Below are 22109 nucleotides of genomic sequence, written 5' to 3'. Positions count from 1 at the left end.
ATTATTTTCCCTTTCTCATTAAGTCTTCAAATTCGTCAAATAAATATAGGTTATCAGTAGGTCCTGGGGATGCTTCTGGATGGTATTGTACGGAGAAGATTGGCAATTCTTTATGACGCATACCTTCTACGGTACCATCATTTACGCTACGATGTGTAATTTCTACGAAATCTGGCAAAGAAGTATCATCTACCGCATAACCATGGTTTTGAGATGTAATATATACCCGACCAGTACGTAAATCTTGTACAGGATGGTTAGAACCACGGTGACCAAATTTCAATTTGAATGTGGTGCCACCATAAGCTTGTGCCAATACTTGATGCCCCATACAGATGCCAAAGATTGGTTTCTTACCAAACATTTTCTTTACTTCTTCTACTGCATAGCCAAGATCTTGAGGGTCTCCAGGGCCATTAGATAAAAAAATACCATCTGGATTTGCTGCCAACACATCTTCAGCCTTAGCATCTGCAGGAAATACAGTAAGACGACAGCCTGCAGCTTCTAGAGAGCGAAGGATATTTTCCTTTACACCATAATCCATTACCGCTACGTGGAATTCAGCATTTTTATCGCCACGCATACCTTGCCATTTTGTAGTTACACGCATAACTTGATCTGTTGGCAAGTCTTGTTTAAACAATTTTTGAATATCTTCCATAGGGTAATCAGAGCGTACGAGTACGCCCTTCATTACACCATGGTTACGAAGAACACGTGTAATCGCACGTGTATCTACATCATAAAGGCAAGGGATGCCGTGCAAACGAAGATACTCACTAAATAACCCCTCATTTTGCCAGTTAGATGGGAAGTCACACAGTTCACCTACAATAAAACCTTTACAATATGGTTTAGGACCTTGAGTGATAGAATTTAAAGTACCATAATTACCAATTAAAGGATAGGTTAATGTAATAATTTGATCCGCATAGGATGGGTCAGTCAAGATTTCTTGATACCCGGTCATACCTGTGTTAAATACAACTTCGCCTACCGTTGGGGCGCCACCTAATAAGGAACCTTCAAACACGGAACCATCTTCAAGAACTAACTTGCCTTTCATTATAAGACTACGCCCTCCTTCATAACAATTTTGCCATCAACTACTGTGAGTTTAGCTTTACCTGTAACAGTCATACCATCAAATGGGCTAACTTTACCTTTTGTATAAAATTTATTTCTATCTACTGTCCACTTTTCAGTTGTAGAAAATACAGTAATATCCGCTGGCTTACCAACTTCAAGAACACCTGCATCAAGGTGCATCAACTCAGCTGGTCGAGTACTCATATAGTACACAACTTGATCAATGCTAAGTTTATCAGGACCATATGCATTTGTAATAACCGCTGCCAAAGATGTTTCGAGGCCACTAAAACCATTTGGTGCACAGCAGAATTCATGGTCTTTTTCTTCGTATGCATGTGGTGCATGGTCTGTAATAATCGCATCGATTGTGCCATCTTTCAAGCCTTCTAATAATGCTTGGCGATGATCTTCTGAGCGAATTGGAGGAGCCATTTTAAATGCTGGATTATATTCGCGTAGGTATTCATCTGTGAAAGACAAATGTTGGCTTGTAACTTCACAGGTTACATTAAGACCTTTAGCCTTCGCATGGCGCACCATATCTACAGTATTTTTACTACTTACGTGAGCAATATGGATATGACCACCTGTCATTTCAGATAACAAGATATCACGAGCAACAGCCAAATCTTCAGCTACTGCAGGACGACCAATAACACCTAATTCATAAGAAACAATACCTTCATGCATATGGCCATTTTTAGTCAATGTAATATCTTCTGCATGGTCGATAACCATCTTATTAAACATGGACGAGTATTCTAAAGCACGACGCATAAATGCAGCATTTTCTACATAGTGACCATCATCGGAGAAAGCTACTACACCAGCTTCTGCCATATCCCCCATTTCAGCAAGTTCCTTACCTTCAAGACCTTTTGATACAGCACCAATAAATTCTACCTTAACAACACCAGTAAGTTCGGCTTGCTTTTGCAACCCTCTTACGAGCGCAGCATTATCTACCACAGGATTTGTATTAGCCATAGTTACAACACGTGTGAAACCACCTGCAGCAGCGGCTTGTGTACCGGAGTGGAAATCTTCTTTCGCTTCTTGACCTGGCTCACGCAAATGTGTGTGAATATCGATAAGGCCTGGTGCTACAATAAGACCTGTTGCATCATATATCTCAGCACCTTCAGCATTTAAGTTTTGACCGATGGCTGCAATTTTACCATCTTTTACGAGAATGTCTGCTACTTCGTTTTGTTTTTTCGCCGGATTTACTACCGTACCATTTTTAATAAGCAAGCTCACTACCGTCACCTCCGATAATAGTTAAGTACAATACAGCCATACGTATAGCTACGCCATTACGCACTTGTTCTTGAATTACTGATTGATCAGAATACGCAACATCTGGTGCGATTTCTAGGCCACGGTTCATCGGGCCTGGATGCATGACCATTACATCGTCTTTAGCTAATTTCAATACATCGCTATTGATACCAAAGATACGTGCATATTCTCTGTTTGTAGGATATAGTGCAGAGTGAATGCGTTCTAATTGAATGCGAAGTACGTTTACCACATCTGCATCAGCAACGGCTTCACGAATATCGTGGTGTACGGTAACACCTAATTTTTCAAGTTCTGGATATACCATTGTACGAGGACCAGCTAAATGTACATCAGCCCCCATTTTTGTAAGTCCATAAATATTGGAGCGTGCTACGCGACTATGCATTATATCGCCAAGGATAACCACCTTTAAGCCTTCAATAGATTCCTTTTTCTCTAAGATAGAATACATGTCTAGTAATGCTTGTGTTGGATGCTCATGAGCGCCATCACCTGCGTTAATGATAATCGGATCTACGGCTTTCGTAGCGTATAAAGGTGCACCTTCTGCGCTGTGGCGCATTACGATAGCATCTGTACCCATGTAGGACATAGTTAATAATGTATCGCGGAAGCTTTCACCTTTACCCATGGAAGATCCACTAGGAGAAAGATTGATTACGTCAGCCCCTAAGTATTTACCGGCTAACTCAAAGGAACTACGGGTACGAGTACTTGGTTCCATAAAAAGGTTGATAATGGATTTCCCCTTTAAAAGTGGAACCTTCTTGTCATCAGAAAGAACGATTTTCTTCATTTTCTTTGCCACATCTAAAATCAATTTGATTTCTTCAGGTGACACATTTTGCAAACCCAATAAATCTTTGCCTTTTAGGCTAACTTGTCCCATGATTTCCTCCTAACTCACGTAACAAAAAAGACCTTTTGCCCAGGGCAAAAGGTCAAATAGTTTGCACAAAGAAGCCCCTATGGGCACTTCAACTATATTCCTTTCTCAGCCTCTCTGGACTAAATTAAAAGGTATTGTATTATGCAATGGTCTCTCGTACCATATATGCATTTCTTTATTTATTGTACTGAATCCACCTTTGAAAGTCAATGTAAAACACAAAATTCATATGGATTTTAAAAAGAGGACAAGCATATAAAATTGCTTGTCCTCTCTATATTTAAACAGCTATTAATCCACTTCTATATCTTAAACTTTAATCTAAAATTTTTTTTAGAAATTAAGGGTCTTAACCTAATGGATATAATCTTGGTGGGTTTTCTTCATCATTTTGCTGTTCATTTTGTGGAGTATATGGCATTTGATCTTGTTGCGGCTCATTCGCTACAGGATCTATCTGCACATATTGCTGATTTGGCGACAATTGAGGTTGACGTTGCTCACGACGACGTGTATTTTGAGATGCAGTCGGTCTAGGTTTTGTCAACTCATCAATGGATACAGCATTTGGAATAGTTACATTTGATGTATCCCCATGAATATCATCAAGTTCACTGAAGGAAGGAGTCCTCTTAGATGCTTGAGCAGCCTTACGTTCGGCTTCAAGTTGTTGACGTGCAAGTTCTGCACGACGACGAGCACTCTCTTGTTGATCTCGGACACGTTGAATAGCTTCAGCACGCTCTTTTGCTTTACGCTCGATTTCAGCTTGAGCCAACGCTTGTTGACGAGCAGCTTCAGCTTTACGCTCTGCTTCTAGTTGCGCTTTATATCGTTCCTCAGCAATACGTCGTGCCTCTGCGGCTTGACGTTCTGCTTCAGCTCGTTCTGCAGCAAGTCGCTCTTGCTCTGCCTTACGAGCTTCTGCCGCTAAGCGGGCCTCCTCTGCTTTACGAGCCTCTTCGGCACGTCTTGCTTCTTCTATGCGGCGAGCTTCTTCGGCTCTACGCGCTTCTTCAGCACGTTTAGCCTCTGCAACAATTCGAGCTTCTTCTGCACGGCGCGCAGCTTCAAGACGTTCCTGTTCAGCTCTACGTTGTGCCTCAAGTCTAACTGCTTCTGCTTTCCGAGCTTCTTCTGCTCTACGTGCTTCTGCTGCTAAACGAGCTTGTTCAGCTTTACGCGCTGCTTCAATTCGAGCTGCTTCAGCTTTGCGTGCGTCCTCTGCTCGTTTTGCTTCTGCTGCTACGCGAGCGGCCTCAGCTTTACGTTCCGCTTCAATTCGAGCTTCTTCTGCTCTACGCGCTTCCTCCGCACGACGAGCCTCTTCTGCTTTTCTTGCTGCTTCCATTTGTTGTGCTTCCAAAGCAGCCTTAGCCTCTGCCGCTCTACGAGCGTCTTCTTGGCGCTTCGCTTCAAGAGCGGCTTGCTCGGCAGCACGTTGTGCTTCTAAAGCAGCTTTCGCTTCTGTTGCTTTACGAGCTTCTTCGGCACGTCTTGCTTCCAATGCTTCCTGCTCAGCTTTACGTTGTGCTTCTAAACGAACTCTAGCCTCAGCAGCCAAGCGTTCCTCTTCGGCCTTTTTGGCTTCTAAAGCAGCTTTTTCTGCTGCTCGTTGCGCTTCAAAGCGAGCCTTAGCTTCGGCCGCTTTTCTTTCTTCCTCCGCTTTGCGTGCGGCCTCAATACGAGCAGCTTCAATTCTACGTTCTTCTTCAAGACGTTTTGCTTCCGCTGCTAGTCGAGCTTCTTCTGCTTTACGAGCCGCCTCTAGTCGATCCGCTTCCGCTTTTCTCGCTGCCTCGATACGTGCCATTTCAGCTTTACGAGCCGCTTCCGCCTTTCGAGCTTCCTCTGCTTTACGCTCTGCTTCGGCTTTTTCAGCCATCTTGCGCTCAATTTCAGCATGCTTGGCCTCTGCAGCCTTTCGCAACATTTCAGCTTTTTCTGCAGCTAGTCGAGCCTCTTCGGCTTTTTTACGAGCTAAGGCTTCTTTCTCGTCTTTTGCTTTTTTAAGTTGCGCTTCTTTTTTTACATCTGCTGCAGCTTTATCGCTCATCTTTTTAGTTTCTTCATGAGCAATTTTTTCTGCCCGTTTAGCTGGACTTTCAACAGTAGATTTTTTAGTATCTACTGTCCCTTTATCTCCATCTTTCCCCCCTACAGGACCTACAGGTATTTGTGTCCCCCCTTGAGTTGGGTGCCCTAAGATATCTTTAACATCTTTCGGTACATTAACAGCAATGGTTTGATGTTTTTGTGGATTTGCAAGAGATTCAGGAATCAACAAGAAACGAATTGGCAAATTCGATGCACCAGCTGGCATAAAGTTTAACGTTAATAAATCGCCCGCATTATAGTTCCCTAAAAGACGGCTATCTAATATAGTACCTTCCCCTAATGCGGAAATACCATCTGCACCACCAATGTGATAAGTCCGTGTATCTGTCTGTCCCCTTCTAGCACCTTGTTGATGTAATGTTTTTATCGTAAAGGAACCAGAATAAGGTCCCCCAAGAGGGTTAAAATACAGTCTAAACGGTTCATTACCCTTAGTAGGAATTTTTAGCGTATATGATACGCCATAGTTACCACGATCTCGAACAAATGCTTTATTTTGCATTTCGTCTACACCATTGATAAACGTATCTTCTCGGTCATTACCAATTTCTACAAAGGCACCACCTAAAGCGGTGTCGAATGGTGTAGCAACCTCCATATTACGTTTAGCACCAGTATAGGTACCGCGCAATTGTATTTCATCTATGGGAAGATTTTTCACCCAATGTGACGCATCTACGGGGTCCATCCCCATAGGCAGCATCATAACACGCGCAAATATAGGCCCTTCTGTTTTAATATCTACAATACCCGTAAATAATGCATCTCGATTTACCGGTGTATTTTCTAAGTCACTAAAGATTAATTGGCGCCCTTGTGGTGGAATGCTAAGAGAATATAATGGTCTTGCATCTGGGCTTTCATTAAGAGGTTGCTCCAAATCCTTTCGAGACAAATCACGACCTGCTGCAAAATAATCAGGTGTAGCTACAGATTTTAATTGTCTCATGACATGTACTGAAGTTGGATAAGCCGTTTGGTTTTCTAAGACGATAGCAATCTTGTGAGGTAAATCCATTTCATTTACATGATAGAAATAGATACGACCATTGCCATTAATTGTACCTGCACTTAACGTACCTCCTACAGGTCCTACATATTCAGGACTATCTGATAGGAGCAATGTATCCGTTTGAGACACCAACGATGGTGGCAACGGAGAAAACTGAAAATATCCAATTGATTGTAAATCTATATCACGAGCTTCTACATGGCCTGTAAGGGCAGCCATGGCGGCCATAGCCGCAGCTACACAATATCTTGATTTATAGGAAAACATATATTATTACCTCTATACTTCTTCGAGCCCCAATGGGTCATACGTAAGTGCTAATGCTTCAATCTTCTTTAGTCGATGGCCAATTCCAGATTTAGATAGTTTCCCCTCCATCAACTCTTCAAGTTCTTTTAAACTCGCTTCAGGATTCTCCCACCGAAGTCTTGCAACGACGCGCAACTTTTCTGGTAATTCTTCAATGCCGATTTCTCTATCAATAATACGGATTGCTTTTACCTGACGAACTGCTGCATCCACAACCTTCTGTAAATTTGCAGTCTCACAGTTGACTTGACGATTAATTTGATTCCGTACGGTTTTCATAATCCGCACATTTTCAAATTCCATAAGCGCCGATTGAGCACCCATGATTTGCAAACAATTTGTTACTGCATCCCCTTCTTTAAGATATACTACATACTCTTCCTTCCGCTCCGTTAAGCCTGCATGAATGTGAAAAAGCCGTAATACATGGATAATTTCCCTCGCAAAAATCTCGTTTCCCGTCATAAACTCAAGATGGTAATCACTTTGTGGTTTATTAACAGAGCCTCCCCCTAAAAAAGCTCCCCTTAAAAAGGCACGTCGTGCTTCCATTGATTTGAGCCAACTGCGAGGAATTTGTTCGGTTACAGGCCATAAAGCGAGATCCTCTAAAGCCCGTCTCCCCTCTATAGAAGGTTCCACAGAGAGCGTATACATATTTTTTTTACGCAGGTTTAAACCTTGTCGTACTAATACATTTGTAGGTAATTCGTATTGCTTTTTCAAAATCCCAAGCAACCGACGAGCTACTGCATTATTAGCCGTAGCCAAACGAATGCCAACGGCACCTTTCATCCCCAAAATGATAGATCCGCTCATACGCAATAAGCAAGACGCTTCAATTTTCATGGCCACATCTGCATCATTAGAGGCTTCATATTGGCATAATTCATTTTTTACATCTTCTGCAAATGACATGGACATCCCTTCTCATTAATGATCATCTCGTTGAAGATAATATTCCAAGATATGCGGTTCAGTGTTAGATTGCATAGCATGAATGATATCCATAATAACTTTACCTAACCGTTCAGGATCGTGAACAGCTGGTTTTTGAGGGTTAATTAAGGTAGCTCGTATAGTGCGGATTCCTTTGTCTTGTAACTTCTTAGTATCTAATACCAATGGTTCAGATCCTACAGCACTATATTGTTCAACCATTTGAATTGGCAACGGCCCATCATTGGCAAGAACAGTATCTATAATTCCTTCTCCGCCATGAGCAATTAAAGCCTCTACATGATCATTTAATGTGTAGCCTGTGGTTTCACCCGGTTGTGTCATAACATTAGCAATATAGATTTTATTAGCCTTACTGGCACGTACATGAGAGGCCAACTTATCGGTTAGTAAATTTGGGATAATGCTTGTATATAAACTACCAGGACCTAAAATAATTACATCCGCTTCATCAATGGCACGTAATGCAGCCCCCTCTGGCTTAGGCAATGCTGGATCACTATAGATATGACGAATTCGTTTACCCGAGTGTGGTATATTACTTTCACCTTCTACAATAGTGCCATCTGTCATCTCTGCACGCAATTTAATGAACTCTGTAGAGGAAGGAATTACACGACCACGGACACGCAACAATTTACTAGCCGCTTCAAGAGCTTCTTCAATATCTCCATCATAAACTTGAGCAAGCGCAGTGATAAAGAGATTACCAAAACTGTGCCCAGAAAGCTCATTTTCACCATCGAAACGATAACGGAATAAGTTCTCCATCACTCCTTCTTGTTCAGCTAATGATACTAAACAGTTTCGCAAATCACCAGGAGCTATCATTTGAAAGTCTTCTCGCAAGCGACCAGAAGAACCTCCATCATCAGCGACAGTTACAATCGCAGATAGGTTTGATGTATGTGATTTTAAACCACGCAATAAATTTGATAAGCCCGTACCACCACCGATTACTACAATTTTTGGGCCCTTATCGAGTCGGATATTTTGAAAAATAATATCCGATACCTTGCTGTCAGGATTAGGTAGTACCGCACGAATAATCGTTTTAATAACTTTACTCGTACCGATGAGCATTAATACAGCACCAATCGATAATACTACAGTCCCTACAGCAATGAGTACATTATAATTGTAAAAGCCCGTCATATTATAGGAAAAGGCAAGTACAATATCTTCAAGAACCGCAAGCCATTGATAGTTAAAAATCAAAGAAATACCAATAATTAAAAGACCTACACCACAACTAAATAGGGCAAGCCAACGTTTTATATTTAGACCCGGAATTAGCCACCGGAACCATCCTTTTCGCAACATAATCCCCCCTACCTAGTTATCAAGTGTTATAATTTCATGAGGATTATAATCTTCTTCTACATTATTTTTCATCATATCTCTATGTTCAACAGTTACACGATATCCTTTTTCTAACAAGTGGGAGTATAGAGCCTCTGCCATAGCTACAGATCTATGCATACCACCTGTGCAACCTACTGCCACAATAAACTGAGATTTCCCTTCTTGTTCATAATTTGGTACAAGGAAGTCCATGGTATCAAAGTAACGTTTTTTAAATTCCTCGGTTACTTCAAAGGAATGGATATATTCATTCACTGCTTTCACACGACCTGTTTTATGACGAAACTCAGGAATATAAAATGGATTAGGTAGAAAACGAACATCCCATACCATATCTGCATCGAGAGGAATACCATACTTAAAACCAAAGCTCACTACAGTAATCGCCATACCATGAGCTTCATCAACTTGAGCAAAGCGCGTTTTTAAATACTCTTTCAAGCTAGCCGTCTTCATATTAGTGGTATCAATAATAAAATCTGCTTTATGGCGCACAGAGTTAAGAATTTGGCGTTCTTTTTTTAGCCCTGTTGTAATTAGCCCATTAGGAGCCAATGGATGACTCCGTCGACTTTCCTTATATCGACGAATCAAAGTCTCATCTGTAGCATCCATAAATACAATTTCAAAATCTACCTTCATATCTTTTAATGTATCTAAAGATGAAGAAAGAGCTTCAAAAAATTCGCCCCCCCGAATATCTACAACAAGAGCAACGCGATTAGTCCGTTCTCCACCTTGTCGGCAAATTTCACTTAATTTAGGAATCAGCACAGGGGGAATATTATCAATACATAAATACCCCATATCTTCTAAAGCTTGCAATACTTGAGTTTTGCCGGCACCTGACATACCTGTAACTATTAACAAACGAAATGCTTCCATAGTTTTACTCCATTATAAAAGATTATCTTCAATCCAATGGGCTACTCCATCGTCATTATGATGGCCACAAATTGTATGAGCCACAGATTTTACATGATCTGTAGCGTTTTCAACAGCTACAGAGTAACCTGTTTTACGTAGCATAGAAATATCATTTTCTGCATTACCAAAAGAAACGATATGTTCTAAACTAATATGATTATCTAAAGCTAGTTGTGTCAAAGCACGCCCCTTTGACACATTAAGGGCAACGATTTCTAAAAAGTCTTTTTGGCTACGAACTAGATTAACCAAATCGCCCACTTCAGGAGTCAAAGTATCAATAATTTGATCAATCCCCTCTACTGTATCAATAGCGATTAGCTTATTTGGTTCAGACTCTAAAGTATATAAGCCATCACCTAAAAACTCTACTTTCGCTCCCGTTTGAACTTCATAGAGATCGGACTGCCATGTTTTATGATGACATAGCAAATGATCATCTATATAGGATTGTATATGCCAATCATATTGTTTTGCTAATTCATAAATACGCTGTACAGCCTCAACAGAAACGGTCTGCTCAAATAGTTTACACCCTGTTTCTAATTCTTGAATGAGTCCTCCAGAGAACAAAATCATGGGTACATTACCAAGCTTTAAAGCAGAACCAATAGGCTTTGCCGTTTGATACATCCGTCCCGTAGCAATGGTAACAACGATGCCCCTTTGCTGTAAACGATGTAACACATCTACTGTATAGTCAGATACAGTATTATCACTGCGTACCAAGGTTTCATCACAATCAATGGCAACCATTTTAATATGAGAAAAAGAAGGATTCATGTTTGCCTCCTTTATAAAAATTTTAAATACTCTTTATTATACCATTAATAGTGGCTATATAGATAGAAATTAGCGGTAAGAACTCTAATAATGATTAGAAAGTATAGTCATAAAACTTTCATTAAATGCAAAATCCTCTATTATCAATTAATTATTATTTCTTAATCAATTGTATAATATTAATAAAACACTATAATAAACACTTCATATAATTTTCATTTAACTTTATATTAAACACAAAAAAGAGACTCCCGAAGAAGTCTCTTTCATATAATTAACTATCAAATTAGAATTTGTAGTTAAGGTCTGCACGGTAAAAGTCACCTTTGTCAGTACCATCTTGAGTTTTCCAGTCGAAACCATAGTTAGCAGATAAACCAACGTTATTTTGCAATGCATAGTCAACGGAAGCCATCCAACCTTTAGCATCTGTAGTGTAGAATTGATTATAAGTAGTATCTACAATTGGTGCATTTTTCTTTTGGTTGAAGTATTGACCTTTTACGCCCCAAGTACCTGCTTTTTTGATGTCGTAGTTACCAAAGCCAAGACCTGCAGTCCAAGCTTGAGAGTCGTCTACATGGGAATCTTTCAACCATTCGCCACCAACCCAAACTTTGTCGAAGTTAGCATCAGCATTGAAGCCATAGATGTTTTTGTAACCATTATCAGTATCTTGATTTACACGGTCGTAGAAACCGCCTACCATAGTGTGTTTACCTACTTTACCAGTTAAACCAATATATGTGTTAGTTACATTTTGATCTTTTGTTAATTCGTTACCATTGGTATTATTGGCAACAATTCTACCATTATCACCGGATACCATGTAACCGTATGCAGCTTGTACATTAATTTTATCGTTGCCAACATTCAATTGAGCACCGTCGAATGTGCCGTCGAACATCAAGCCGCCACCGAAGGATTGACCGAAACGACCAGCTTTAGCGGATACGCGTTCGCCGAATTTATGGTTTACATAAGCGCGGTCAATTGTAGCATCTGCTTTATCTTCATTTTCAGAATTGCCTAATTCGAAGTTACCAGAAGTCAAACGAACTACAGCGTCTGTACGATCGTTTACTTTTGCGTTGAATTGTACACGTGCACGAGCGTCAAATTTGGATTTAGCATGTTCAGCATCTTTGTAACGAAGACGAGCATCACCAGTAACTTTTACATTACCAACGCGGTCTTCCAAGCGAGCTACACGAACGCCCAAGTTGTTCAATTCGTTGGAGAATTCATCAGCCAAACGGTTGATCATAGCTTGTTGTTCAGCGTTAGCGCGGTCTTGATTAGCCATAGCTTTAGCTACCATTTGAGCCATTTCGTAACGAGTGATGTTATTTTGGCCTTTGAAAGTACCATCTGGGTAACCATTGATAACACCAGCGTTAGCCAATTGAGAAACTGCTTGGTATGCCCAAGAATCTGGAGTTACGTCGGAGAATGGGTTAGCTGCGAATGCAGTAGTTACACCCAATACTGCTGTTGCTGCAAAGATTGCTGCGAATTGTTTTTTCATAGTTGAATTCCTTCTTTCTGAAAAAAATAGAAAATAAAATGTTACAAGTCATAACATTCACATTCTACTCAGTTCTTCAGATTAAGAATCTTTGGGAGTGTCCACGTTTCCTCGCCACATTCTACATCGAAGTTCTTCATTTCATGTGTTTGCTACTTCTCGTACGGTGATATTAGCACAACCACTTTTTCGTGTAAACCCTTTTTTCTCAATTGTGTTCTCATTATCTTGTTTTTATAACTTAAAATGCTTGCTAAGTTAGATTTTATCTAGTTTTATAGGATATAATTTTTTTCATAAAAAAATTTAATTTTATATCCTTTTCTATTAATTGAGAATTTTTATTATATTTTTCATTAAGTTAAACTTATTAATATATATATAATTAATAAGAAATTTATCTTTCTATACAGAAAGATTTTATAAATATATCCTACAATATAAGGGATATAATTCTTGATAACCACTAAATTATTCGATTACTTTTAATATTATGTATTTATAAAACATTTTACTATATATATACTATTATATATAAAATAATTCATAATACTTTTATGCAACAAAAAAAGACTTCCGAAGAAGTCTTTTTTTTGTTTGTAAGGGAATTAGAATTTGTAATTTAATTCTGCACGGTAGAAATCGGAAAGATCATTACCGCTTTGGTCTTTAGAGTTGAAACCATAACCAGCGGATAAACCTACGTTATCTTGTACTGCGTAGTCTACGCTAGCCATGTAACCTTTGTAACCATTAGATGTATTTGTTAAATCATATGCTTGATCCCAAGTGGAACTTACGATTGGTGCATTAGCTTTTTGGTTGAAGTATTGACCTTTCACATCCCATGTACCTTTTTTAGCGATATCGTAGTTACCATAGCCAAGACCTGCTGTCCAAGCTTGAGAATCGTCTACGTTAGAAGCTTTCAACCATTCACCGCCAGCCCACAATTTATTTTTACGGAAGTCCGCATTGAAACCGTAAACATCTTGTTTATCGGAATTAACTGTTACACCATTGTGGTTCAAGTTGCCGCTAGATAATCTGGAGTAGAAACCACCAACGGAGGATTCTTTACCAACTTTACCTTTTAAGCCTACATAGGATACAGATGGGTTATCAGATTTGGAGTTGCCATCAGCAGCACCATCAATCATGTAACCATACGCACCTTGTACTTGAACTTTATCATTACCTACATTCAATTGTGCACCGTCAAATGTATCATCGTACATCAAACCGCCACCAATTGTTTGTTGGAAACGACCAGCTTTAGCAGATACGTTGCTACCAAATTTGTGATCCACATAAGCACGATCGATTGTTGCTTGAGAACCTTTAGTAGAGTCACCAAATTCATAATTACCTTTTACACGAACAACTGCTTGTGTTTTATCATTTACATTAGCATTGAATTGTACACGTGCACGGCCGTCAGTTAAGGATTTACTATTAGCTTTGTAAACACCTTTGTCTTCAGAACCTTGGTAACGGATACGAGCATCGCCAGTTACCTTTACATTACCTACACGGTCTTCCAAGCGAGATACTCGAACGCCGAGGTTGTTCAACTCGTTAGAGAACTCATCTGCCAAGCGGTTAATCATAGCTTGTTGTTCAGCGTTAGCACGGTCTTGGTTAGCCATAGCTTTAGCTACCATTTGAGCCATTTCATAACGAGTGATGTTGTTTTGGCCTTTGAAAGTGCCATCTGGATAACCATTAACGATACCAGCTTGTGCCAATTGGGATACTGCTTGGTATGCCCAGCTGTCTGGAGTTACATCGGAGAATGGATTTGCAGCAAATGCTGTTGTTACACCTAACACTGCTGTTGCTGCTAACATTGTTGCGAATTGTTTTTTCATAATGAATTCCTTCTTTCTTATAAATAAGAATTTATATTTGCAGAAGACGTTCACTACATAAGTAGTATCACTATGAAAGATGTATTAGGAGTGTCCATGTTTCCTCAACTAAATTATCTATCTTAGCTCCACTTCTTTGTAGCGTAGCCTTTCTGTTGATGTGAATATACCATCACCCCAAAACTTTGTAAAGCATTTTACACAACTAAATCTTATGAAATTTCTTTCATGAATAAAATTTATCCTAAAAACATAGATTTTTACTGTATTTTTAAAAATTTAGTTTTACAAAATTTCATTTTATAGACTAAAAAAATAGATGATTTTATTATCTACATCCATAAAATTAATAATTATTACTTATTAAATATAAATAATATAATAATTATAATTAATTTATATATTTGAATTGTTTATTTTCTATAAGATAACTAAGTAATATATTTAGATTCAACCTAGCCGTCTTGCTAAATTTTATTTAGTATACATTTCACAAGATACAACGTAACTTAATCCTTCTTAACTTATAAAAAAGCCTATCTACGATGAAAAACATCATAGATAGGCTTTCACGATTATTAAATTGCGTAAGAAACAAACCCTAAAATATGATCAACAGGAACTGGGCCGATAAACCGACTATCACTAGAATGATTACGATTATCCCCCATCACAAATACATAACCTTCAGGAACTGTTACAGGTGTAGAACGAGTATAATTCATTTTTGTATCTTTTGTATATGGCTCTTGTAATTTCTCTCCGTTACGCCATACATACCCATCTTTAAACTCTAGTACATCACCAGGTCTACCTATTACACGTTTTACCCATACATCATTTGTTTGAGCTGATTTATTGAAAACAGATGCATAGTTCATCAATGGTTCTTTTACATCATCCACCCATGTACGAACACGATTAACACGACTATCAATAATAACAATTTGTCCATATTCGGGCATATCATTCATTATGTGATGCCATTTGGTAACAATCAAATATTGTCCATTATGTAATGTATCATCCATTGATTCCCCAGATACTCTAGTAGGTTGAATCAAGAAAATATGAATTACCATAGCAATGATTAATGCCAATGCAATAGCATAAATCCAATCTAATATTTCTTTTACTATTGTATTACCTAACTTATTACTCATAGTTTCCTCTTAATGACCACCTTTCGTAAATCTCCCACCAAAGACATCATGTACGTCTTGGATCGTAATAAATGCTGTAGGATCTACTTCATAAACGGTATCCTTTAATCTTGTAATTTCTAGCCGCGTTACTACAGAATATAATACATGTTTCGGTTGTTTTAAATACCCACCTTCTCCGTACATAATAGTAACACCACGATTAAGATTAGCATTTAATGCATCAGCAATAATCTTGGAATTATCTGCATCGGTAATAATCATAACCCCTTTAGATTCTTCAAGTCCAGTGATGGTCACATCAATCATCTTATAAGCAATAAAATAAGCAATTAAGGAATACATGGCACTATTCCAACTATATACAAAGCCCGCTGCTCCAAGAATAACTAAATTCATGGCCATTACAATTTCACCTACGGAGAAGGTAGACTTCTTATCCCAAATAATAGCTACAATTTCAGAACCGTCTAATGAACCACCATTACGAATAATAAGACCTACCCCAATACCTAAGATTATACCACCAAAGATAGATCCTAAAAATGGATCTGTCGTAATCGGTGTAAAATCATGAGCAAAGTTAGAAAATATAGCCATCCAGACAATGGAGAACAATGTAGATAAGGTAAAGCCTTTACCGATTGCTCTATAGCCTAAATACAAGAATGGTAAATTGATAAGTACTACGAAAATACTAAAAGATATACCAGATAGTTCCGCAGCCATCAATGAAATACCAACTACCCCACCGTCAATAATACTATTGGGTACTAAAAATAAATCTAACCCTACCGTATATATTAAGGCCCCTAGAATCATCATTACACAACGCATAATAAGGTTTGACCAGTTACGCGTTGAAGTTTCACTTGTCATGAGCTTCTCCTTTTCCGTATAACTGTTCCATAGCATGTAATCGCTTTTCTTCTAACTCGTTTGCGTCCACAGTATCTTCTTTAGCAGCTAGTTCATTTTGAGCTAATTGCTTCGTATAACGCAAACCAATAACGAGAGCAGTCAAATCATCTACAGGTTCTGGTGGAAATTGCATAGATGTAGGAATAATCTTTCGCCACCCTGTAGGAGGATTATATTGCCAATATAATTTACGAGCCTCCTCCGTACTGTGAGATTCGTCTATTAAACTAGTTGTAATCTTGTGATTGCGTCCAATTTGTTGAAGAGAAGGATACAAATGCTTATGATTCGTGCCATTGCCACAAACAATATGAACGATACCATAATATTCAGTTAAAACACGTTCAATATCATCATTGAAGGTCTTTGAGGAAATAATTTTACGGCACACCATATCGCCAGAAGGTCTTACTATGGCTATACCGGTCTTCACATTTCCTGGATCCACTGCTAAAATATATGTATTTTCAATCATTTAATTATCCCCTTTGTAAATACAGTAGTTATATTTTAACATAAAAAGAAGGTCTTATGTTGAAAATTACATAAGACCTTCTTTTATAATGTATGAAAACAGCATACCTTCATCATATTAATTAGTTTGCATTTTTGCCTTATCATTGAAATCTGGCATTTGAGTAATACGCAACTTGAGGTGAACAGGACCAGATGAATATGTGTCGCCATCACTATAAGCTTCCACATGAACCTTACCACGCATAGTGCTTATTCTCTTAATTGCTGTAAACAAATCATCACCAGGTATCGTTCCAATATCACCTGATAAGGAATCAGGAATAATCCCCTTTGCCTTAGCACGCTCGTTTACTTGTTTCAAGAATTGAAGCATAGACGATTGAGCATTAGTACCCCCATCAATTACTGTAGAGTGAATTACCTCTCCATTTTTATAGATAAATTGTTGTGGATATACTTGAATAACTGCAACTGCAGGTTCACCTGAAATAATATTTCCGGCTGCCACAACTTGAACCACCATAGGAGTCTTGGAATTGATTAACTTTTGAGTAGCTACCTCAACATTTTGTCGATCTACATACACAACGGATTGACCATTATCCTCTATGCCTAATCGGCGCAAAACAAGTTTATTTGTATCATCGATAATATGTTTAATAGCATTATTACTATCTTCTTCACTTAGACCAGGTCGTACAACAGCTTGTGCTAATAGCTGATCTACTTGGAAAAGAATGGTTCCTTCCCGTAAATGAATGATGCCATTTTGCAATTGTTCTTGTGTATTTTGTAGATTCTTAATATGGGCTTCCATCTTAGCACGTGTTGCTTCAAGCTCAGCTACCTTTTGAGATACCTCTGCATAAGAGGCTTGTAAAGATGCCAGCTCGGCTTCTGTTGCATCTTTAGCAGCTTGTGCACTCGCCAATTCGGCTTTTGTAGCCTCTACTTCACGGCGAATTTGTTCAATCTCAGCCATCCGCTCTTCAAGCTCTTGTTTATTTTGTTCTAACAAAGCCTGTCCACGAATCAGTTCTTGCGTCTTTGCAGCGACCTCATTATTCAACTGCTTCATATCAGCTCGCAACTGATCCATACCGAACAATGCGGTTCTTACACTTTGAGACGTAAAGGTTAATACTCCAACCGTAGCTGCTGCAACTAAAAGGCCTGTCACAATAGTGACTATAATAGATGTGTGCTTAGGTCGTAATCCAAAGAGGGACATACGACGTTTACCAATTTTAGTGCCCAGCTTATCCCCCATGTAAGCAATGAGACCACCCATAAGAGCGATAATTATTAAGATTTTGACACCTACTAACATCATGTCCCTCCTTTCTCCTAAGAATATACAATCTGTTATTTCGATACGCGCCAATTCAAATACAATCCTGCAATAATACCTAATGTATCCGGTATTAATGCAGCCAATATGGTTGGCAATGCTCCACCTTTCCCTAATGCACCAGCAAAGGTCATCACCCCATAATAAATAAAGATGATGAGAATACTAATACCAAAGCCGATAGATGAACTAGAGCGTTGTTTTTGAAGGCCTAAAGGTGCACCTACGAGAGCAAATACAAAACTTGCCAACGGAATTGTGAAGCGTTGGTACATTTCCATTTCAAGTTTATTAGCATTAGTATAAGCAGCCTTATAAGCTCTGATTTGGTGACGTAACTCCTTAATCGTCAATTCCTCAGGCTTACGTTGATCTTGTTGAATATCTTTTGGAGCAGACTTAATCGGCAAGGATTGCTCCTTAAATTTCATGGTACGTTCAACACCATTACCAGCTGATAAATCATAGATGATACCATTCTGCATCACCCAATATTGACCATTCCAAATAGCCGTATCTGCATTTTCAACTTGTTGTAACTTGCCACCCTCCCCAAATTGTTGAACCGTAATCATGGACAACTGTTTGGTTTCAGCATCATAGCTCTTAGCATACATCAATGTGCCTAGCTCATCACCATTCATCGTTTTTAACACGATATGATTTTGTGTTTGAGGTGATGCATTTTTCATGATTTGTTCGCGCACAATCGTTTGATACATATGATTTGTACGAGGCACAACAAATTCATTAAATGCTACAGCCCCAATGGAAATGATGAGTGCAATAATATATACGGGCATGGCCAAGCGTAAAAAGCTTAGTCCACCAGCACGCATAACAACGATTTCACTAGTGCTACTCAAACGACTAAAGGTCATAAGAGAAGCCAATAAAACCGACATTGGGAATGTTAAGATAACAATACTTGGTAAAGCCAAGACAAATGCTTGCATGACAAGCAACAATGGCGCTCCATATTCAGTAATATATTGAGCAATCCTAAACAATGTGCCTGTACCAATAAAAATACTAGTAAAAGCAAAAACCCCAAATAGGAATGGGCCTACAAAGGCTTTTAAAATATATTTATCTAATAATCTCATAGCCCCTCCTATAATTTAAAGTTATCCCCTAAATAATGTTCACGAGCGATTGGATCATTCGCAATTTCATCAGGGGTACCCTCTAGGAGGATTTTACCACTACTCAAAATATAAGCCTTATCTACAATCCCCAATGTTTCACGAACATTATGGTCTGTAATCAAGATACCAATACCTCGATTCTTGACGTGCAAGATAATTTGTTGAATGTCAGCAACCGCAATTGGATCGACACCTGCAAAAGGTTCATCAAGAAGGATAAAATTAGGCTCTAAGGCGAGGCAACGCGCAATTTCTACTCGACGTCGTTCACCACCAGATAATTGCATCCCCATACGGTCACGGACATGTCCAATATGAAATTCTTCAATCAATGATTCCACGATAGCTTCAATCTCATCAGGCTTTTTTGCCGTAATCTGTAGCATGGCACGAATGTTATCTTCTACAGACATGGAACGAAAGATTGATGCCTCTTGTGGTAGGTATCCTATCCCTTCAGCAGCCCGTTTATACATAGGAATATTTGTAATATCCTTGCCATCAACGGTAATGATGCCAGAGCTCGGTCTTTCAATGCCTACAATCATATAAAATGACGTAGTTTTACCAGCCCCATTAGGACCCAATAGACCTACAACTTGGCCTTTATCAACGCGTAGACTCACCCCATCTACTACATTGCGTCCGCTAAAGGTTTTAACTAAGTTTTTGGTTTCAATATACATATATTATCCTTATTTATTCGGAACAATGACAAGTGTGCTACGTCCACCTAATGTTTCAGCAGAATCATCAGCTAAACGAATTTTCAGTTCCGGTGCATTCAGTACATTACCATTTTGAACGGCATGCGCAGAACCAGATAAGAGTACAACCCCATCATTTTGGTTTGGTGTTTGCGTATATGTAGCTCGGTCAGCAGAACCAGATACGTTTCGTTCAGGATTAGAGAAAGTAACATTACCTTGCGCTACAGCACGAACTTCCTTCATCCAGCCTTCTACCTTATCACCTGTCAAGGTTGTCCCTTCAGCAATCAAACGGGCATTACCTGTTACAAGACCGTATTCAGAATCAGTACTATACTCAACACTGTCACCAAATATTTGGCGATCAGCACGTTGTAAATGAACGCTACCATTAGCAGTGAATTTATTATTATTGTAACTGTGAACCGTTTGAGCAGACATGGCCATATCAGAACCAATCATAGATACACCACCATCAAGATTTGCTTCTTGAGTTTTTGTATTGTACCAACCCTTGGCACCAGTCATAGTTTTATCCGCTTGGGTAATAACAACATTACCTGTTGCATCTGCACGACCTGAATTGCCATCATAAGACAATGTATCAGCACTGATAGTCAACGGATCATTTGCTGCCCAAACTGTAACAGATGCGGTCATGAGTACAGCTAATATAGCCATACCAATCTGTTTTTTCTTATTCATCATATTTCCTCTCAATTACTTCTTTGTTAATTTCGCATGTCCAATGGCTTTAATAATTTTTAAGGACATATTGCCCTCAAGTTTGTCACCTGTAAGGGTTACATCCTTGCTGTTATAAGTGAAAGCCGTTTTAGATGTCAATGTTTTCGTTTTGTTATCAAAATGAAGGGCCTCAGTTTTAAATTCTGCACCTTCCGTATTAGTAGCAGTAACGCCTTGATCAATATCAAGAGAGTTTCGATCACCCGTCAGTACAGCATGAGGAGCTGTAATCGTAGTAGTCACATCATCTTGATAGAACAGACCTTTCAAATTGGTCAGAACGATAGCTTTTGTACGCGGGTCATATTCAATCTTCTCAGCCGATAATGCCCATACTAGCTTGCCATCCTTCTCCTCTTGCAAGTCAGCACCTTGGAAATTAACGAGTTGTCCACTTTGATTTTGAGTGGAAGTAGCCTCATTAGAGTCTTTCATAATAAATACAATAAGACCGATTAGAGCTAATACTATAGCGACCACAATGGCAATTAACTTTTTATTGTTTTTCATGTGCTCTCTCCCGTATAGCTATCTTCTTATCGTAATCAATAATTTGATCCATCTTAGTCATCCAACGATGTTGGAACCAAAGCCACTCATCTGGATGTTCACGAATAAAGTCTTCTGTAACACGTACACAGGCTTCAGTTAGACGATACATATCAACATCTTCATCGCCAGTTTCCTCATAATGTAATGCCGGCAAGATATGAACGATATGTCCTCCTTCAGGCTTACGAGATGCAAAAATAGGTACTACAGGAGAGCCAAATTTCTTTGCAAATGTGGCTGGTCCCATAACAGCTGATGAATCTTGTCCCAAAAACGGAACTGGTAAACCATTTATATATCCATCTTGGTCCGCTAAGAATCCAAGAAGTTTTTTCTTTTTTAAAGCCTTAGCAGCAGAAACGATTTCGTTGCCACCACTAGCAAATACGTCAAGCCCCACCATCTCACGATATTCATTCATAAGGCGTGTGAATTGAGCATTAGGTTGTTTCTTAACAATTGTAGTGGAAGGATATCCATGAGCTGCCATAGCAGCCCCCATCCATTCCCAGTTGCCTACATGGCCGGTAAGAACGATAACTCCCTTATCTTCAGCAATGGCCTTTTCTAAATGTTCAACACCACGCATCTCTATGTGTTTATTGATAAAGGATTTCGTCAGGTTTGGCATGTATAATACTTCCATAACACTGCGGCCAAGATTTTTGAACAACTTATTAATTAATTGTTCCGCCTCTTGATCATTCATGTTCATGCCAATTTTAATATTATTTATGCCTCTAAGCTTTTGCTTCTTCGCTATTAGCCCATATACAGGACCTAAACAAGCGCCTATGAGCAAAATGAGCTTGTATGGTAGTCGACAAACAAGCCAACTAATGCCTTTAACTAAATGGTATTGCCATTCGTTATTCATT

19 protein-coding genes are annotated in these 22109 nt (G+C 39.0%); all 19 read right to left on the bottom strand.

Features of this window, described 5'->3' with window-relative positions; genetic code table 11:
- Nucleotide 1 precedes the first annotated feature (1 nt).
- The 19 genes from carA to ACMKPP_RS00360 all read right to left on the bottom strand — a co-directional run bounded on the left by carA (nucleotide 2) and on the right by ACMKPP_RS00360 (nucleotide 22108).
- Nucleotides 2–1069, bottom strand: a complete 1068-nt coding sequence (gene carA, locus ACMKPP_RS00450) for a glutamine-hydrolyzing carbamoyl-phosphate synthase small subunit (protein WP_008715755.1) — start codon at nucleotides 1067–1069, stop codon at nucleotides 2–4.
- A complete protein-coding gene (locus ACMKPP_RS00445) occupies nucleotides 1069–2355 on the bottom strand; it encodes a dihydroorotase (RefSeq protein ID WP_270279366.1) in 1287 nt (428 codons plus the stop codon). The genes carA and ACMKPP_RS00445 overlap by 1 nt, the downstream gene beginning before the upstream one ends.
- On the bottom strand, nucleotides 2339–3289 hold the full coding sequence (locus tag ACMKPP_RS00440) for an aspartate carbamoyltransferase catalytic subunit (RefSeq protein ID WP_156696979.1): 951 nt from the start codon (nucleotides 3287–3289) through the stop codon (nucleotides 2339–2341). The genes ACMKPP_RS00445 and ACMKPP_RS00440 overlap by 17 nt, the downstream gene beginning before the upstream one ends.
- A 349-nt stretch (nucleotides 3290–3638) precedes the next feature.
- Nucleotides 3639–6686 (bottom strand): coiled-coil domain-containing protein, encoded by a 3048-nt coding sequence (locus ACMKPP_RS00435; RefSeq protein ID WP_004698503.1) that lies wholly within the window; start codon nucleotides 6684–6686, stop codon nucleotides 3639–3641.
- A 12-nt stretch (nucleotides 6687–6698) separates the two neighbouring features.
- Nucleotides 6699–7646 carry a DNA-binding protein WhiA gene (whiA, locus tag ACMKPP_RS00430; RefSeq protein WP_004698478.1) on the bottom strand — a complete coding sequence of 316 codons (948 nt, stop codon included), beginning with the start codon at nucleotides 7644–7646 and terminating at the stop codon, nucleotides 6699–6701.
- A gap of 15 nt (nucleotides 7647–7661) precedes the next feature.
- On the bottom strand, nucleotides 7662–9011 hold the full coding sequence (locus ACMKPP_RS00425) for a gluconeogenesis factor YvcK family protein (RefSeq protein WP_004698495.1): 1350 nt from the start codon (nucleotides 9009–9011) through the stop codon (nucleotides 7662–7664).
- A gap of 12 nt (nucleotides 9012–9023) precedes the next feature.
- Nucleotides 9024–9938: an RNase adapter RapZ gene (gene rapZ, locus ACMKPP_RS00420; protein ID WP_004695526.1), complete on the bottom strand. Its 915-nt coding sequence runs from the start codon at nucleotides 9936–9938 to the stop codon at nucleotides 9024–9026.
- Nucleotides 9939–9950: 12 nt separating this feature from the next.
- Nucleotides 9951–10763 (bottom strand): Cof-type HAD-IIB family hydrolase, encoded by an 813-nt coding sequence (locus tag ACMKPP_RS00415; RefSeq protein WP_008603424.1) that lies wholly within the window; start codon nucleotides 10761–10763, stop codon nucleotides 9951–9953.
- A gap of 286 nt (nucleotides 10764–11049) precedes the next feature.
- Nucleotides 11050–12291, bottom strand: coding sequence for a putative porin (locus tag ACMKPP_RS00410; RefSeq protein WP_004698453.1), 1242 nt, complete (start codon nucleotides 12289–12291; stop codon nucleotides 11050–11052).
- Between the two features lie 608 nt (nucleotides 12292–12899).
- Nucleotides 12900–14162 (bottom strand): S-layer homology domain-containing protein, encoded by a 1263-nt coding sequence (locus ACMKPP_RS00405; protein WP_418369136.1) that lies wholly within the window; start codon nucleotides 14160–14162, stop codon nucleotides 12900–12902.
- Nucleotides 14163–14740: 578 nt separating this feature from the next.
- Nucleotides 14741–15325, bottom strand: a complete 585-nt coding sequence (gene lepB / locus ACMKPP_RS00400; protein WP_418369135.1) for a signal peptidase I — start codon at nucleotides 15323–15325, stop codon at nucleotides 14741–14743.
- A 9-nt stretch (nucleotides 15326–15334) separates the two neighbouring features.
- Nucleotides 15335–16204, bottom strand: coding sequence for a YitT family protein (locus ACMKPP_RS00395; protein ID WP_418369134.1), 870 nt, complete (start codon nucleotides 16202–16204; stop codon nucleotides 15335–15337).
- Nucleotides 16194–16721, bottom strand: a complete 528-nt coding sequence (locus tag ACMKPP_RS00390) for a RuvC family protein (protein WP_418369133.1) — start codon at nucleotides 16719–16721, stop codon at nucleotides 16194–16196. The genes ACMKPP_RS00395 and ACMKPP_RS00390 overlap by 11 nt, the downstream gene beginning before the upstream one ends.
- A 117-nt stretch (nucleotides 16722–16838) precedes the next feature.
- Nucleotides 16839–18053 carry a DUF3084 domain-containing protein gene (locus ACMKPP_RS00385; protein ID WP_021147892.1) on the bottom strand — a complete coding sequence of 405 codons (1215 nt, stop codon included), beginning with the start codon at nucleotides 18051–18053 and terminating at the stop codon, nucleotides 16839–16841.
- A 35-nt stretch (nucleotides 18054–18088) separates the two neighbouring features.
- Nucleotides 18089–19180 (bottom strand): LptF/LptG family permease, encoded by a 1092-nt coding sequence (locus ACMKPP_RS00380; protein WP_105087056.1) that lies wholly within the window; start codon nucleotides 19178–19180, stop codon nucleotides 18089–18091.
- 8 nt (nucleotides 19181–19188) lie between these two features.
- Nucleotides 19189–19908, bottom strand: a complete 720-nt coding sequence (gene lptB / locus ACMKPP_RS00375) for an LPS export ABC transporter ATP-binding protein (RefSeq protein ID WP_004695507.1) — start codon at nucleotides 19906–19908, stop codon at nucleotides 19189–19191.
- A gap of 9 nt (nucleotides 19909–19917) precedes the next feature.
- Entirely contained in the window at nucleotides 19918–20640 is a 723-nt protein-coding gene (locus ACMKPP_RS00370; RefSeq protein ID WP_004695505.1) for an LptA/OstA family protein, read from the bottom strand.
- Between the two features lie 12 nt (nucleotides 20641–20652).
- Nucleotides 20653–21189 carry an LPS export ABC transporter periplasmic protein LptC gene (gene lptC, locus ACMKPP_RS00365; RefSeq protein ID WP_021147890.1) on the bottom strand — a complete coding sequence of 179 codons (537 nt, stop codon included), beginning with the start codon at nucleotides 21187–21189 and terminating at the stop codon, nucleotides 20653–20655.
- Nucleotides 21176–22108 (bottom strand): lysophospholipid acyltransferase family protein, encoded by a 933-nt coding sequence (locus ACMKPP_RS00360; protein WP_004695502.1) that lies wholly within the window; start codon nucleotides 22106–22108, stop codon nucleotides 21176–21178. The genes lptC and ACMKPP_RS00360 overlap by 14 nt, the downstream gene beginning before the upstream one ends.
- Between the last annotated feature and the right edge of the window lies 1 nt (nucleotide 22109).

This window comes from Veillonella parvula (assembly GCF_048309325.1).
Taxonomy (GTDB): Bacteria; Bacillota; Negativicutes; order Veillonellales; family Veillonellaceae; genus Veillonella; species Veillonella parvula_T.
This window is presented reverse-complemented; position numbering and strand designations above follow the sequence as displayed.

Coding starts and splice junctions, on each gene's coding strand:
- ACMKPP_RS00425 (WP_004698495.1), bottom strand. CDS start 9,011: ATGTTGCGAAAAGGATGGTTCCGGTGGCTAATTCCGGGTCTAAATATA.
- rapZ (WP_004695526.1), bottom strand. CDS start 9,938: ATGGAAGCATTTCGTTTGTTAATAGTTACAGGTATGTCAGGTGCCGGC.
- ACMKPP_RS00415 (WP_008603424.1), bottom strand. CDS start 10,763: ATGAATCCTTCTTTTTCTCATATTAAAATGGTTGCCATTGATTGTGAT.
- whiA (WP_004698478.1), bottom strand. CDS start 7,646: ATGTCATTTGCAGAAGATGTAAAAAATGAATTATGCCAATATGAAGCC.
- carA (WP_008715755.1), bottom strand. CDS start 1,069: ATGAAAGGCAAGTTAGTTCTTGAAGATGGTTCCGTGTTTGAAGGTTCC.
- ACMKPP_RS00410 (WP_004698453.1), bottom strand. CDS start 12,291: ATGAAAAAACAATTCGCAGCAATCTTTGCAGCAACAGCAGTATTGGGT.
- ACMKPP_RS00435 (WP_004698503.1), bottom strand. CDS start 6,686: ATGTTTTCCTATAAATCAAGATATTGTGTAGCTGCGGCTATGGCCGCC.
- ACMKPP_RS00380 (WP_105087056.1), bottom strand. CDS start 19,180: ATGAGATTATTAGATAAATATATTTTAAAAGCCTTTGTAGGCCCATTC.
- ACMKPP_RS00370 (WP_004695505.1), bottom strand. CDS start 20,640: ATGATGAATAAGAAAAAACAGATTGGTATGGCTATATTAGCTGTACTC.
- lptC (WP_021147890.1), bottom strand. CDS start 21,189: ATGAAAAACAATAAAAAGTTAATTGCCATTGTGGTCGCTATAGTATTA.
- ACMKPP_RS00440 (WP_156696979.1), bottom strand. CDS start 3,289: ATGGGACAAGTTAGCCTAAAAGGCAAAGATTTATTGGGTTTGCAAAAT.
- lptB (WP_004695507.1), bottom strand. CDS start 19,908: ATGTATATTGAAACCAAAAACTTAGTTAAAACCTTTAGCGGACGCAAT.
- ACMKPP_RS00395 (WP_418369134.1), bottom strand. CDS start 16,204: ATGACAAGTGAAACTTCAACGCGTAACTGGTCAAACCTTATTATGCGT.
- ACMKPP_RS00385 (WP_021147892.1), bottom strand. CDS start 18,053: ATGTTAGTAGGTGTCAAAATCTTAATAATTATCGCTCTTATGGGTGGT.
- ACMKPP_RS00405 (WP_418369136.1), bottom strand. CDS start 14,162: ATGAAAAAACAATTCGCAACAATGTTAGCAGCAACAGCAGTGTTAGGT.
- ACMKPP_RS00360 (WP_004695502.1), bottom strand. CDS start 22,108: ATGAATAACGAATGGCAATACCATTTAGTTAAAGGCATTAGTTGGCTT.
- ACMKPP_RS00390 (WP_418369133.1), bottom strand. CDS start 16,721: ATGATTGAAAATACATATATTTTAGCAGTGGATCCAGGAAATGTGAAG.
- lepB (WP_418369135.1), bottom strand. CDS start 15,325: ATGAGTAATAAGTTAGGTAATACAATAGTAAAAGAAATATTAGATTGG.